The sequence below is a fragment of the Streptomyces phaeochromogenes genome (genome assembly GCF_001418655.1).
Classification (GTDB): Bacteria; Actinomycetota; Actinomycetes; order Streptomycetales; family Streptomycetaceae; genus Streptomyces; species Streptomyces phaeochromogenes.
In genome coordinates, this window is sequence record NZ_LIQZ01000115.1 from 1 (window position 1) to 14,813 (window position 14,813).

The window sequence follows — 14,813 nt, forward strand, 5'->3', positions numbered from 1 at the left end:
GCTGAGTGGGGAGTACCGGTTCTTCCACTGGCACTTGGAGTTTCCGGATGTCTTCAATGTGCCGGAGGATCTGACGGCGTCGGGGGTTGATCCGGTTACGGGGTGGGCGGGGGGCTTCGACTGTGTGTTGGGGAATCCGCCGTGGGACAAGGTCGACTTCAAGGATCAGGAGTACTTCAGCGTCGTTGAACCAAGCCTTGCCCTGATCTCTGGAACAGCCCGTCGAGTGGAGATCGCGGCATGGTCAACCGAAAACCCAGAGGAAGGGGAGCGCTATCGAGCTGCTCGGCGACGGGTAAAGTCGACGTTCCTGTACTTTGGCCAGTCGGGCACATTCCCTCTCGTCAGCAAGGGGTTGGCAGTCAAAGGCGTCAACTTCCTCCAAACCGACCAACTGTTCACTGAGCGGTTCGTTTCCATCACCGGGCAGCAGGGACGTTGCGGAGCAGTCGTCCCAACACAAGTCGCGACGGGAGCGAGTGCGCAGTTCCTCTTCCAGGACCTGACACGGCGGAGTGTAGTCAAGCACCTATATGACTTTGAGAATGGCAAGCGAATCAGGATTTTCCCTGCGGTGCACGCCAGCTATCAATTCTCTCTGATCTCCCTCACCGGCCGCGGCCTGACCGAGCCTGCCGCGCGTTTCGCGTTCTTCCTCGGTCACCCCGATGAACTCGCCGACGGCAAAGCCGTGTTCACACTCTCCCCTGAGGAGATTTCCCTGATCAACCCGAACACAGGCACACTGCCAGTGTTCCGCACACGTCGTGACGCCGACCTGATGGTCGACATCTATCGAAAGTCACAACCCCTCCGAAACAGATCCCATCCGTCCGGGAACCCCTGGGGGCTAGAATTCAAGCGGCTGTTCGACATGACGGACGACTTTCGCCTTTTCCGCAACCGAGACTCCCTTGAGAACGAAGGGTGGCAACTGGAGGGAAACACCTTCGTTCGGGGAAACGAGCGGATGCTGGCTCTGCATGAAGGACGTATGGGGCATCAGTTCACGCACCGATTCGCAAACTCGGTCTCCTCGGCGGAACCGACACTGCGAGACCTGGACACCGCGGAATTTGTCACGCTGCCCGAGTATTGGGTAGAGGAATCCGTGGTACGAGAACGCATGGATCGCCGCAAGGTGAAGCCCTCATCCGCACTCCTCGGGCACCGCCGGGTTGCTCGCAGCACAGACGAACGGACATCGATTGCGGCGATCATCCCCTGGGGAGCAGCCTCATACGGCTGGATCATCTCTGCGGGCCCCGAAGTCCATCAGCTGCCCCTCCTGGCAGCCATCTATAACTCCTTCGTCTTCGATTACGCGCTGCGCAATAGTCTGACGCAGCCGAGTGTCCCGCAGGGGGTCTCCGAACAACTGCCCGCTCCATCACCGAGCACAGTTGCCCCCTTCGCATCCTTCATCACACGCCGTGTCCTTGAGCTCACCTATACATCCCACGACATGGAGGCATTCGCCCGGGGCCTCGGCGACACAGAGGCCCCCTTCCACTGGAATGAATCCCGCCGGATGGTGATCCGCGCCGAACTAGACGCGTTGCTCTTCCACCTCTACGGAGTCTCTCGCGACGACGCCGACTACATCCTGGAGTCATTCCAGACCGACAAGAAGGGCGGCCTCAAGTACAACGAGATCTCCAAGTACGGCGAGTACCGAACCAAGCGCCTGGTCCTCACAGAATACGACCGCATGGCGAAGGTCGGACTCAGCGTGGAAAACCCGCTGGTGGACGGCGCGAACTACACCTCGCCCCTCACCCCGCCCTCAGGCCAGGGCCCCCGACACGAGGCCCGGCCCGAGGCCTGCTGAGGTTCAATCGCCGTACGGCTGGGCCCGCCCAAAAGGCTCAGCTGTGCGCGGCGTACCGCACGAACGACATCCAGCCGTCACGCCCGACCGCGAAGTGAGGGCGCGTCACATCCTTGGAGTCCCGTACGCAGATGGCCTGTTCAGTGACAGCGACCTCAACGCAGTCGTCGCCCTGGGTGCCGCTGTAGCTGGACTTGGACCAAGCGAGTTCCGTCGTGCTCATAGCTCTCCTCGCATTCGCTCCACCAGGCCCCGCGAGTCTTGGGGGTTCAGGGCCTGCGAGCGCAGTGTGCCATAGCACTGGTAGAGGAGGCTCACCTCTTTCGCGTCGCTGATCAGACGCCCGTTCTGCTGTCCTTCCGAGTACGCGAGCCGCCGACGCTCCGGCGTCTCCAGAAGCCTCACAGGACCGTCCAGGCACGCGTGGAACTTAGCGTCCAGCGGCACGACCTGAAGCGTCACATTGCGCTGAGCAGTGAGTTCCAGCACGTGGTCAAGCAAGCCCCGCGTCACCTCGGTTCCGCCGAGCCGTCGCCGAAACATGTGCTCCTCCACGATGAAGCTGAACGGGACATTCGGCCTCTCACGCAACAGCTTCTGGCGTTCCAATCGAGCAGCGACCTGGGCCTCCAGCTGCTCGTCCGACAACGGCGGAATGCTGTTGCCGAACACCGCCCGCGCATACCCCTCCGACTGCAACAACCCCGGCACCAGCCTGCACTCATACGTACAAAGACTCACCGCCACCCGCTCCAGCCGAGCCCACCGCCGAAACCAAGCCGCCAGCCCCGCCTCCCCCCGCGTAAGAAATCTCGCCGCCCTCCGCAGCGCGCCAGTGTTCCCCAGTACCTCCTCCGCCCGCTCCACGAAGGACTCGTCCGGCATCCGGCGCCCCAACTCCACCGACTCCACGGTGTGTTTGGAGAACCGGACCAGGTCCCCGAAGTCGGCTCTACTGAACCCGGCGTGCTCGCGCAGGGCCTGGACGACGGCCCCGAAGGTCCGCAGACTGTCCGAGGGGTCGGGCTCCCGCTCCGCCTCACAGGCGGTCAGGTCATCACTGCCCGCGCCGTCCATGCTCTCCGTACAGTCGGTCATACGCGGCCACCTCCAGGTGCGTACGTGCGCTGTTCCCCGCGATCGACTCACCCAGAGTGACGGCAAGATCGACGTACCGTCTACAGAACGTCCCCGTACGCTGACGCAGCGTACGGGCTGCAGCTCTGGAACACTCCCCCGCGCTCCCCCACGGTGGTCTCATGAGCGCCCCCACACCCCAAGCCATCGCCGTCGTACGCACTTTCGCCCAGCGGCTGTCCTCCACCCGCCGCGGCGCACGCCTCGCCCGACTGCTCGCCGTCGAGCGGCTCCAGGCCTGGCAGGTGTCACCCGCCGTCACCGAACGCGCCGAACAGGTCGTGGCCGAACTCGCTGCCAACGCCGCGCTGCACGGCCGCATCCAGGGCCGCGACTTCCAGGTCGCCCTCACCCTGGACGAGGCAACCGGCACCGTACGCTGCTCGGTCACGGACCCACGCGGCGAACAACTTCCAGTCGTTCCCACGGCCTTGGACGCGGCGAACGAGTCCGGCCGCGGCCTACTCCTGGTCTCCGCCCTCGCCGACCGCTGGGGCACGGATCCCTATCCGCCGGGCGGCAAGACCGTGTGGGCGGAGATGAGTCCGCGGTCATGCTGAAGCCCCTCCCCCACAGGCCAGTTGGGGCAGCATCCCCGTTCCGCCCCTGCCACACACCCTCGCCACGATCCGTTCCCAGCCAGGGGACGCGAGGGGGAACACCACTCACGGTGCTGAACAATGCAAGAGAGCCACAACCGCGTTCAAGGTTTCAGGCAACCCCGCATCACGCACCAAGTGAGTGCGACCGCGCCTACGCCGACGCGGGCAGCGCAGGGAACACAACCACCGAGCCGTCCTTGTCGCGGGCAATCTCAACCGCCACGTCTGTCGTGGGGCTATTGACCACGACGCCGTCGCCCAGCTTGTGAATCCGGTTTACCGCGCGCATCAGGCGATCGACTTCACCGGTTGTGAAGACGGGCCTCAAACCCTGCGGACGTGCCAGTTCCAGCGCCGACAGTCGTCGCAGGACACCGGCGATGCTCGACTCCAGTTTGTCGAGGCGCTGATGGTCGGTCTTGAGTGCGCGAGCGAAGTTCTCGAACAAGTTGCCAGGGTCGCTCTGGGCATGCTCGACGGCCTGCAGGACGATGACCCGCTGCTTCAGCGCAATGGCCAGGGCGGCGAGTTCGAGGTGAGTGCGGAATGTGCCGCCCTGATCGTCGATGCCGGGGAACGACTTGGTCAGCGTGCCGATCTCGACGGCCTTGCCGTCGGGCAACTTGTCGAGTGCGCTCTGCCACTGGACAAGGCGGCGGTCAGCGGCGGCCAGCGCCTTGCTGATGGCGTGCACTGCCGAGTCCAGTCCTAGCGAGACACCGAGCTTGCCCTGATCGAGAAGAATGGCGGTGGCTTTGTCAATGGCATCGCGGCAGCCGTCGAGTTCGCTGCGCTCGTCATCGAGCTTCTCTTCGTGCAGCTGCTCCAGCAGTTCTGTGATGTGTTCAATAGCCTGCTGGCGCTTGCAATCGGCATTCGCGCTCACCCCCACCGCTACGGCCATGAGCACGAGCGGCGCGGCCACAGTGAGCGCCGCGCTACCGGCTACCGCGACGCCGGCTGTTGCACCGGCTCCGCCGACTGCGCCTGCTGCTGCCGCTTTACCAACTGGCACGAACGTCGCACCGCCGACGATGCCCGTTGAGTTCACGAGCGCACCGCGGATGCCACCGGCCACCCCCTTCGCCGCCATCGGGCGAACGATGCCCTGACCGAACTGGGCGGCAACCTTCGCCGGAACCACCATGCGATACAGGCCTTCGCCGGCAGCGGTCGCCGTAGCGGCCACGGAGGAACTTCGCGCTGATTGCGTGATGAGCTGCGACAGGTGCTGTGCCAAGGGACTCGCGGCATCGAGCGGAATACCTCGGCTGCGGTCGAGCTTGTCGGGTAGCGGATGCACCTCAAGTGTGGCAATCGGCTCGTCGGCCAGGCCGGCCAGCACACTGCGCAGTTCGGCCAAGCGCTCTGCCGTCATCGGCTCGTCTCCGGCCAATGCGGGCACCCGGACGTCACCGGTCGCCAGCGTCCACACCGGAACGATTGCCTTGCGGTCGTCAGTCATCGTCTCCCCCAGTTTTCCAGCGACAGCCTACGGCTGACGTCCGACAAGAACGGCATGAACCTCGTGTATTCAGCTACGGGCGCCGTCTCCAGGTGAACTGACGATCTGACAACGAAAGGGTGCCCCTCACCTGCGATGATCTGGATTGTCCAGATCAAGAACGTCGCGAAGCCGCGGTCGTCTCACAGACCGGCCCGGGCCAGCAAGATCGGCAACGCCCCCGGCTTGACCTTCTGCACCGACCGCACCTGGCCGAGTTCCAGCTCGTCCCGGCCCACCGGATCGCGGTTCAGCGCGTCCGTCGCTTTGGGCAGCAGGGTCACATCGACCCGGTACGGGAAGTCCGGGTCGTCGGGGACCTCCCGGGGCTCCCTGTCGACCTCGCCCACCGCGGCTACCGCCGATTCCGGGTGGCTGAAGAAGAACCACAGGCGGTCGCCTGGGTTCATGCGGTTGCGTCGGCTGAGCCAGAAGTCGCGGCCGGGGTCTTCGCGGGCGAGACGGCGGATGGTCTCCTTGCCGGAAGGCTCCCCGTCCAGGGTGTCCTTGTTCGGGTTGAGGATGTAGATCCAGTCCTCCACGATCTCCCCCATCGCCGTGGCGTCCGCTCTGACCCAGGAACGGATTCGCCGTGGCCCGCCATGGTGCCACCCGCGTAGGCCGCCCGCAGGAAGTCACTCAACCTCGGTTTGCTCAGGGGACATTGCCGCCGATTCCGGCATGATGACCTTTATGACAGGTGGGGTGGATGTGCGCGCGGCGGCGGCCGAGTTCGACCGGCGTGCCGTGGCGGAGATCGAGTCGGCGGCCGAGGACGAGCGCAAGCAGGTGCTGTCCCTGTTTCCGCTGGAGGAGTGGGCGAGGCTGCCGCTGGCGCGCTACGCCCTCGGGCAGGTCGCGCCGTCCGCATCGGGGCCGGCGTACTGCCGACTCATGGAGTTCGGCACTCCGCACCTGGGCAGCATCAAGGGCGGCAGTGCCGCGAAGCACATCATGTATCACCACGTCTCCGGCGAGTGGCGGCTGGCAGCTCCCCTGCGCGGCATGGATCCGCAGGACGCTTGGGCGGAACTGCGCGGACAGTTCGTCCGGGCCTTCGACGCCGTCAGGTCGGGAGACTTCGAGGCTCTGGACGACCTCGAAGTGCTGCGATTCGGGCCAACGTTGGTGACGAAGTCACTCGCTACCTATTTCCCCCAGCACTTCCTGCCCATCTACGCGGCCGAGCATCTGCGCAGGTTCGTCACCCTGCTGGGCGGCGCGGCGGAGGCCGACGCACCTGCCTGGCGCAGAAATCGTCAGCTGCGGGAACTCGTGGGCGAGCGTGTCGAGTTCGAAGGCTGGACGGGGCAGGAGGTGATGCGCTTCCTGTACAGGCACTTCGATCCGCGTCCCCGGCAGCGCACCATCTGGAAGATCGCCCCCGGTGAGCGCGGCCGCTTGTGGGAGGAGTGCCGGGACGGCGGGTTCATCTGCGTCGGATGGGGCGAACTCGGTGATCTCGGCCAGTACCAGAGCGACACCGAACTGAAGCAGGCGTTGGATGAGCACTGGCCGCGCAGCAGTGGGGGCAGTCTGACTCTCGCCCGCCGGCTGCTGGCCTTCCGGGACCTGGAGGCGGGAGACCAGGTCGTCGCCAACCGCGGGATGGACGAGATCCTGGCCACCGGCACGGTCGACGGGAACTATCGCTTCGAACCGGACCGTCCGGAATTTCCGCAAGTCGTCTCAGTGAATTGGGACGTCTCCCACGGACAGAAGCTGTCGAAGCCCCAGCACGGATGGCGTTCCACCTTCGCCAAGGTCGACCCGGCCCTCTTCGCCAAGTTCACCGCACACCAAGCCGACTCCAGCCCGGACACGGGCCAGGCTCAGGCGGGCGTGCCAGTCACGCTGCCCGAGGACGTACAAGCCGTACTGGACGCGCTGGAGCGCAAAGGGCAGGTGATCCTGCACGGGCCACCCGGTACAGGCAAGACCCGGCTCGCGCTCGGCGCTGCCCTCGCCCTGGCGGGCCGCGCCGACGTGCTCGGAGCCGACGCCCGCCAACGTGCCGAGGCCCAGGCCCAGATGCTGCACGGCGACCGTATCCACCTGGTCACGTTCCACCCCTCGTACGGATACGAGGACTTCGTAGAGGGCTTCAAGCCGGACCTGAGCGCCACGGGCCCCGGACTCACCCTCGCCCTCGCGGACGGTCTGTTCCACACCCTGTGCAGCCGGGCTACCACCCACCCCGAGCAGACGTTCCTTCTGGTCATCGACGAGATCAACCGCGGTGACCTGCCGCGGATCTTCGGTGAGTTGATAACGCTCCTCGAACTCGACAAGCGGAACCTGCCGGTCGCCCTGCCAATCAGCAAGCGGCGCTTCGCCGTGCCGACGAACGTCCGGATCATCGGCACGATGAACACCGCGGACCGGAGCATCAGCCACCTGGACGCTGCAGTCCGCCGCCGCTTCGCCTTCCTGCCCGTCGGCCCCGACCCGGACGCCGTCTCGGGAACCGTCGGCCCTCTCGACCTGGCCGCGTTCTTCGAGTCCCTCAACACCCGCATCACCCGCCATCTCGACGCCGACCACCAGATCGGGCACGCCTACCTGCTGCGCGACGGCGAGCCGATCGCCACCGAGGAGGATCTGGCCGCTGCCTTCCACCACGAGGTGATCCCGCTCCTGGAGGACTACTGCCTCGGCCGGGCCGACCTGCTGCACCGCATCCTCGGCGGCCTCGTCGACGCGGACACCGGACGCCCCGTCCTCATGTCCTCGCAGGATCTCGCCGACGCGCTGGCGACCGAGTTCACCAGCGGCGCGCCGGGCCCCGATGCCTGACCGCACCGAGGTCCGGCTCGGCGAATACGAGTCCGCCCAACTGGGCTTCGAACAACTCACACCCAGCGACATCGACCGCCTGGGTGCGCTTCAGGCACGCGGCTGCCTCACGCTGTCCCCGGAGCGCACCGGGTGGCGGCTCAAGGCGGACGGGACCGTCGGGATCCTGGTCCTGGACCGTGTCCGCCTGATCGTCGAGCCCAAGTTCGCCATCCCGGGAGAGCAGCTCATGAGCTGGCTCGCCTACGCCCTCGGCGCACCCGTCCCGGCGACCGCCAGACGTTGGGCCATCGGCCCCGACGGCTACGCCGACCTGGTGGCCGCCGCCCTTCTCGGGGAGTGCGAGAAGCTGCTGCGGGAGGGACTGCGCCGGGACTACGTACGCCGCCAGAGTCTCGAACCGGTGCTCCGAGGACGCCTGGACGCCGCCGCCCAGGCCACCCGCCGCTACGGGCAACTGGACCAGCTACACGTCCATACCTTCGACCGGGAGCCGGACATCTGGGACAACCGCGTCCTGGGGAGCGCGCTGAGGGCCGCGCTCAGCCTGGCCGCCGGCTCCGACCTGGCCCGCGACCTCCACGGAATCGCCGCCGCCTTTCCGTGTGCTCCCACCCCGGCCGCGGCGCTGCGCGCTCTGGACCGCACCCAATACACGCGTCTGAACGCCCGTTACCGTGCCGCCCACACCTGGGCCCGCCTCTTGCTGCGCGGCGGAGGCGTGACCGACCTTCTCACCGACCACGGCACCACGGCGGACGGCCTGCTGCTGGCCATGCCCGCGCTCTGGGAGGCAGTCGTTCGCCGACTGGCAACCGAGGCCTGCGCTCTGCACGGTGGGCACGCCGTTGCCAGCAGTGGCCCGAGGGCGATCACCGTGCGTGGAGACCTCGGCAGCACCTCCGCCTTCCGACCCGATCTCCTGCTCAGCCTTCCCCGGCGTGACGCGGTCCAACGCACGCTGCTGCCGGTGGACGCGAAGTACAAGCGCTACGACCGCCACAGCATCAGTGCCGCCGACATCCACCAACTCCTCACCTACAGCGTCGGCTACGCCCCCAGCGACGCCCCGAGAGGCGTGATCATCCATCCCCGGCCCGGTGGACACGCCCACCGCACCCTCCAGGTCGACAGCCCGCGGGGCGGACTCGGCATCATCGACGTCCTCGGCATCGACACCCATGCGCTTCCCGACGCCGCGACCACGCGGATCCGGTCAGTACTGGCCTCCGTCCAAGCCCCGCTACCGCCACGACGATGACGATCAAGCGGTGAGCTCGTCCCACTCCTCGTTCTCGTCGTCCAGAGCGAGGCCTCCGATGTCGGCCTGCTGCCCGTCCACATGCCCCTGCCGGTATCCGCTGCCGGTGAAGCGCGTACGCCGTACCTTGCCCAGCTTCGGGTAGCGAGAGGCGACCTCGGTCTCGACCTCGGTGGTCCGGTCGGCGAGGACGAGTGCCACGCTGCGACCTTGTACGGAGGGGTCCGTCGCGGCGGCCTCGGCGCGGTCACGCTCGCTGTCCTCCCGGGCCGCGCGTTCAGCCTCACCGATCCGCAGGGCCACGGCCCTGATGAAGCCGAGCATCCAGGAACGCTTGTAGGCCCGCGGGAGCTCCCCCGGCGGCCGGAGCCGTGCGTCTGCTCGTTCGGCTCCTTGCAGCATCTGCAGGCGCAGACTCGCGTACAGGACTTCGACGGAGTGCAGGTCCGAGGGGAAGCCGAACAGGTGGACCCGGTGCTTGTTCGCCTTGCCCCCTGGATAGACGGGCTGGCAGCGCATCGCGAATGCGATGGCCGACAGGAGTCGCTTGCACTCGCCCATCCAGGGGGCGACGACCTCGACCACACGATCCGCCGGCCTTTCGCGAGCGGCGGGGTCGTCACCGCGCAGCATGGCCTGCTCGATGCCGTACTTGGCCATCATCGCCGTCGCCTTCTGCAAGAAGGCCTCCGCCTCGGCATTCGTGGCCGCCGGGTCCTCGGCCTGGCGCAGGATGGCCTTCACCTTGGCCAGCAGCTCGTCGGACAGCCGGGCGGACTTGGGCGGCGCAGGCGTCTCGAGGCTGTCCGCGCCGCTCGCGGTGGAGGTGGGGTCCGGACGACCCTGACCGTCCTCCTCTTCGTCGTCCCACCCGTCTTCCCATTCGTCTTCGTCCTGCTGCTCCGTGGACTCTTCGGACGCGATCACGTCCGCCAGGTCATCGACGTCCGGTACCAGTTTCCGCAGGCCGTACAGCGCGCCCCGGCACCAGGCCGAGGCGTCGGCGTCCCGGATCTCGGCCCGCATCGACCGGAGCAGTTCGAATCGGCCGTCCGTACCCCGGATCACGAACTCCAGGCGGGCGTGACCGAGTTCGGCAAGACTCAGGAGTTCGCACAGGTCGGTGGCGCTGTGCTGGGAGTAGCGCAGCTCGATACCGGGCTCGGGATACCAGTCCTCCGGTCCGTCCAATCCCAGCCCCTCGAACAGGGTCCCCTGACGGGCCAGGACGACATCGACGTCCACGCGGATCGCGGACGACGAGGCCGTTCCGGAGAAGGCCAGTGCGGCCGCTCGCTCCTGGGGGGAGGTGACGATGTGGTACCAGACCGGCACGGAGCCGCGCATGGAGTGCCAGGTGAGCTCCCCTCGCGCCTGGCGTTCGGCAGCTTCCTCCGCGACACCGGTGTCGAGCGCACCGTCCGTCCACGCGCTTGCCGAAGGGTTTGCCACGCAGTCGACGAATTCTGTCAGGTAGGCGTTCCCGTCACGCCGCTCGGGGGACATGGCGGTGCGGAACAGGGTTCGCTCGTAGGCCGAGAGAGAGCGGATCAACGGATCGAGAACCTCGGCGGAGTAGGTCTCCGTGGACTCGTACAGCTCTGTCAGAAAGTCTTCCGTCGCTTGGGACGTGCCTCCCGCATGCTTGTCGCACCACGCTCCCAGCTCCCCTACATAGAGCTGCTGTTCGGCTATGAGAGCGAGGTGTTTGGCGCCCTGAAGACCACCCTCGTACACGGCCAGGGAGTTCTCGATCGCCTCGACGACATGCCGCTGCGACAGGACCGCCTCCGCGAGCAGACTCAGGGGTTCTTCGGTCTCGTCCGTGAGATGTTCTGTCAACGACGTGAGCGACAGCCCGTTCTCGTGCTGCGCCCGCTCGGGGTACAGGCTGTCGGTCGTCCGCACACCCCACCGCGAGACCAGTTCGTCGTCGGTCCGGCCAGGCTCGACAGCCCTGACCCGGTCACTCCTCCAGAGCGCGAGGACGAGTTCCTCCCACTCCCGCGCGTGCCAGGACCACAGCGCCGGGTCCTCGGCCACGGTGAGAGCGGAGCGCAGCTGGCGCACGGCGTCGGCCAGGTCGTGACGATGACCGTGCGGGATCAGCAGCTCCAGCCACGCGGCTGTCTCCGCGACAGGCTGGACGCGTGCCTCGTCTGCCGCGACTCGGCACAGGACCAGGGCGTCCACCAGCCGCCGGTCTCCCAGATCCGCGGGGATCAGGGCATGCAGCTGCGGACCGAAGTCAGTCAGCGCCTCACTCAGCTCAGTGACCCGCGCCCGCAGCCAGACCTCTCGGGCCGAGCCGAAGTCCGCAACCGAAGCCGGTGCATGGGCTGTGCTCTGCTCCGTCATGACGTTTACGCCCTCCCCATGGGCCAACCGCACGAGGCGGCCGTCCGCACCCCGCGATCGAAACGAGTTCACATCCTATGAACCTCGACAACGGCCGGATCACGGCCGCTGTCAGTGGCTCGTCATAGGCCACAGGCAAGATCAGATCAGGCTCAACAGCAGTCAGGACAGGCCTTTTTCAGCCCAGGTGTCGCACCCAGGGCGCCGGAGCCCCAACGGGGTGTCCTGGAGTTCGCCGACAACATGGATCACGCAATGGTCAAGGTCGAGATTTCCAAGCGCTGACACCTCGGGTGCCCTTGAGACGCACTCGGCGAGCGAAGACCCTAGAACGAATGTACACATCCTTGATCGATGGAGATTTCAATAAGCATGTTGACAGTGCTAACGGAATCACGCGATGCTCGTACTGACAACGGCACACCGTCCCCTGGCGACACCTCGGGCACGCCTGCCGCAGCCTCAAGCGCACCCGAGGAAGCCGAGCCATGAGCGACACCGCCCTCCGTGATCTACTCCTCGCCCGCCTGCCCAAATCCGGGCTGTCCGTGGAAGAGCAGGCCCAGCTGCGTGATCTGCTGCCGGCCGCGCAGGCACGGAGCGGTGGCCATTCCGGAACCGTGTACATGCAATCCATCACCGCGGCCGGCTGGCGAGGCATCGGGCCCGCCGCCACCGTCCAGCTGCGTCCCGGCCCCGGGCTGACGCTGGTGACGGGCCGCAACGGTTCCGGCAAGTCGAGCTTCGCCGAGGCTGCGGAAATGGCTCTGACGGGCGACAACTTCCGCTGGCAGGGGCGCACTCAGGTGTGGAAGAAGGGTTGGCGCAACCTCCACGAGCACTCCTCGCCCGAGGTCGGTGTCGAGCTCTGCTTCGACGGTGACAGCGAAGGCGGCAAGGAGCCCGTGACCGTACGCCGGGTCTGGCACGGCGAAGGGCTCGATGAGTCCCGTACCGTCGTGGAACAAGCCGGAAAGCCCACCGGTGAAGACCTGCACGACGTGATCGACGCCGAACAGCTGACGCTGTATCGGCCATTCCTCCCCTACACGCAGCTGGGTGCAGTCATCAACGGGCCACTCACCGCCTTGCACGACGAGATCTCCCGGATCCTCGGCCTCGAACTCCTCAGTGACACCGACACGGCGGCCCGGGCTCGGGCCAAAACGCTGACCGAGACCGAGAACGCCGCCAAGGCCCTCACCGCCACAGTGATCCAGGAGCTGTCAACAGTGGACGACCCGCGCGCCGCTGAGGCGGTCGCGGCCCTGTCCGGCCGGAGCCCCGACTTCGACCTGGTCCGGGCGCTACTGAAGGGCCACAGTGTTGCGGACGAGGTGCACCTGTCCCGGCTGCGTCGGCTGGCCGCTCTGGAGAGCCCCGACCTCCAGACCATCACGAAAGCCGTGGCCCGGCTGCGTTCGGCGGCCGCCGTGGCCGACGACGCCCGTCATGGTTCCGCCGAGGACGCCCGGCAGCTGATCAAACTGCTCGATACGGCGCTGGAACACCGCCGCCGCCACCCCGACGTCTCCGACTGCCCGGTCTGCGGCAGCACGAATCTGCTGGACCGCGCCTGGGCGGAGCGGACGCGCGCGCAGGTCGAAAGACTCCAGGCGGAGGCGGCCGACGCCGAGGCCGCACACCGCGAACTGACGGCCGCTGTACGTGAGGTACACGACCTGATGCAGCCACCCGCTGCCTGGCTCCAGGCCGACGAACCCTCACTCGCCGCACTCTGGCGCGATCTGACGGCCTGCCGCGCCGTACGTGAGCCACGCGAGCTGGCGGAGCACGCGGAACACGCCGCGGCCGTCCTCGCCGACGCCTGTCTCCAAGTGCGCGACGACGCCGTCCGCCGCATCACGGCACAGGACGGGCGCTGGCAGCCTGTAGCAGCACGGCTGTCCGCGTGGCTTGGGCAGGCGGAGGCCGCGCAGGCTGCGAAGCCGGTCACCAAGCAGATCAAGGCGGTACGCTCCTGGCTGCGCACGCTCACCGATGAGTTGCGGGACGCCCGGTTCAAGCCGTTTGCCGACCAATCCGGGGAGATCTGGCGGCTGTTGTGCGAGCGCAGCAGTGTCTCGCTGGGTGCGATCGGGCTCGCGGGCGTCGGCCCGCAGCGGCAGGTCAGTCTTCCCGTCTCCGTGGACGACGCAGATGCGCCCGCGTTCGGCGTCATGAGCCAGGGCGAGCTGCACTCACTCGCCCTCTCCCTGTTCATCCCACGCGCCACCCACCAGGACAGCCCGTTCGGTTTCGTGATCATCGACGACCCGGTGCAGTCCATGGATCCGGGGAAGGTGGACGGCCTCGCCAGGGTCCTCGATCTGTACGCCCAGCACCGGCAGGTCGTCGTCTTCACTCACGACACCCGGCTCAAGGAGGCCATCAGCCGCCTCGGCCTGCGAGCCACGGTCATGGACGTCTCCCGGCAGCCCGACTCGGTCGTTGAAGTCGTCCCTGTCAGCGACCCGGTGAGCCAGGCGCTGGATGAGGCAAGGGCCGTCGCCCTCGACCCGCACCTGCCACCGGAGGTGGCCGACAGGGTACTGCCCCCGATGTGCCGCCTCGCAGTAGAGGCCGCGTACCAGGCCGCCGCCCGGCGCACCCTTCGCGAGGCGGGGCTGGAGCAGAGCAAGATCCAGCAGAAGGTCACACGGCCCGGCCCCCTCACCGGCCTCGCAGCAATCGCGATGGGCATGGAGGGGGCAGGACCGGGCGACGTACTGAACGCGATCGCACGCGATCACGGCACCTCTGCACGGGATTTGATCCGGCTACTGAACCAGGCCTCCCACCAGGCCCCGACCACACCTGTCGGCGATCACCGTGATCTGGTCAGGCGTACGGAACGGCTCGCCAAGGAGGTCCAGGCCCGGTGACCGGTCTCGCCCACTCCTCCGCGCCCAGTGGCGGTCTCTCCACGAACGCTCTTGTCACCGCCGCCGACCACCTGCTCAACCCCCCGGGCAGCACCACCCTCACTCCCGGTGTCCGAGCACGTGCCGCGGCGATACTGCTCCGCCTGGCCCTCGACGAGACCCTCGACGCCTACTGGCAGACGGTCAGCCCTCGCATGACCCGCAGCAACGGTCGCACCCGGATGCTCTGCCTGCAGTGGTACATCGCCCCCTCCGTCGCCCGCCAGTGGTACGCCGTCTGGTCCGGCCTCAGCGCCGCCTGCCATCACCACACGTACGAACTGCCGCCCACACCCGCCGAAGTACGGGCCTGGCACCAGGACGTGAGCGAACTGCTGCGTGTCCTGGCGGCCGGCAAAACCTGAGTCCCCGACCCGTCTCCCTCACGCATCTCAGGAGT

The 14,813-nt window shown here is 67.2% G+C and carries 10 protein-coding genes and 1 pseudogene; 6 read left to right on the plus strand and 5 right to left on the minus strand.

Annotated elements, in window-relative coordinates; all coding sequences use genetic code 11:
* A pseudogene (locus tag AOK17_RS50770) lies at positions 1-1,831 on the plus strand (Eco57I restriction-modification methylase domain-containing protein); the annotation flags it as partial.
* 37 nt (positions 1,832-1,868) lie between these two features.
* Here AOK17_RS50770 and AOK17_RS16195 read toward each other — a convergent pair.
* A complete protein-coding gene (locus AOK17_RS16195) occupies positions 1,869-2,054 on the minus strand; it encodes a DUF397 domain-containing protein (RefSeq protein ID WP_055613173.1) in 186 nt (61 codons plus the stop codon).
* Complete coding sequence (locus tag AOK17_RS16200) at positions 2,051-2,929, minus strand: helix-turn-helix domain-containing protein (protein ID WP_055613174.1); 879 nt, start codon at positions 2,927-2,929, stop codon at positions 2,051-2,053. The genes AOK17_RS16195 and AOK17_RS16200 overlap by 4 nt, the downstream gene beginning before the upstream one ends.
* Before the next feature lie 161 nt (positions 2,930-3,090).
* Here AOK17_RS16200 and AOK17_RS16205 point away from each other — a divergent pair, with 161 nt between their 5' ends.
* The gene (locus AOK17_RS16205) at positions 3,091-3,528 is read left to right on the plus strand and encodes an ATP-binding protein (RefSeq protein WP_055613175.1); all 438 of its coding nucleotides are present in this window, start codon (positions 3,091-3,093) and stop codon (positions 3,526-3,528) included.
* A 193-nt stretch (positions 3,529-3,721) separates the two neighbouring features.
* On the opposite strand, the gene AOK17_RS16210 is transcribed toward AOK17_RS16205, so the two are convergent.
* Positions 3,722-5,035: a hypothetical protein gene (locus AOK17_RS16210; RefSeq protein ID WP_055613176.1), complete on the minus strand. Its 1,314-nt coding sequence runs from the start codon at positions 5,033-5,035 to the stop codon at positions 3,722-3,724.
* Between the two features lie 182 nt (positions 5,036-5,217).
* On the minus strand, positions 5,218-5,628 hold the full coding sequence (locus AOK17_RS16215) for an EVE domain-containing protein (protein WP_107102413.1): 411 nt from the start codon (positions 5,626-5,628) through the stop codon (positions 5,218-5,220).
* Positions 5,629-5,767: 139 nt separating this feature from the next.
* Between AOK17_RS16215 and AOK17_RS16220 the strand changes: the two genes are divergently transcribed.
* A complete protein-coding gene (locus AOK17_RS16220; RefSeq protein ID WP_055613177.1) occupies positions 5,768-7,870 on the plus strand; it encodes an AAA family ATPase in 2,103 nt (700 codons plus the stop codon).
* Positions 7,863-9,131 (plus strand): McrC family protein, encoded by a 1,269-nt coding sequence (locus tag AOK17_RS16225; RefSeq protein WP_055613178.1) that lies wholly within the window; start codon positions 7,863-7,865, stop codon positions 9,129-9,131. The genes AOK17_RS16220 and AOK17_RS16225 overlap by 8 nt, the downstream gene beginning before the upstream one ends.
* Before the next feature lie 3 nt (positions 9,132-9,134).
* On the opposite strand, the gene AOK17_RS48490 is transcribed toward AOK17_RS16225, so the two are convergent.
* On the minus strand, positions 9,135-11,489 hold the full coding sequence (locus AOK17_RS48490; protein WP_055613179.1) for a DUF2786 domain-containing protein: 2,355 nt from the start codon (positions 11,487-11,489) through the stop codon (positions 9,135-9,137).
* Between the two features lie 488 nt (positions 11,490-11,977).
* Between AOK17_RS48490 and AOK17_RS16235 the strand changes: the two genes are divergently transcribed.
* Both AOK17_RS16235 and AOK17_RS16240 read left to right on the plus strand, forming a co-directional pair.
* A complete protein-coding gene (locus AOK17_RS16235) occupies positions 11,978-14,374 on the plus strand; it encodes an AAA family ATPase (protein ID WP_055613180.1) in 2,397 nt (798 codons plus the stop codon).
* Positions 14,371-14,778 (plus strand): hypothetical protein, encoded by a 408-nt coding sequence (locus AOK17_RS16240; RefSeq protein ID WP_055613181.1) that lies wholly within the window; start codon positions 14,371-14,373, stop codon positions 14,776-14,778. Before AOK17_RS16235 ends, AOK17_RS16240 begins: the two co-directional genes overlap by 4 nt.
* Positions 14,779-14,813: the final 35 nt, after the last annotated feature.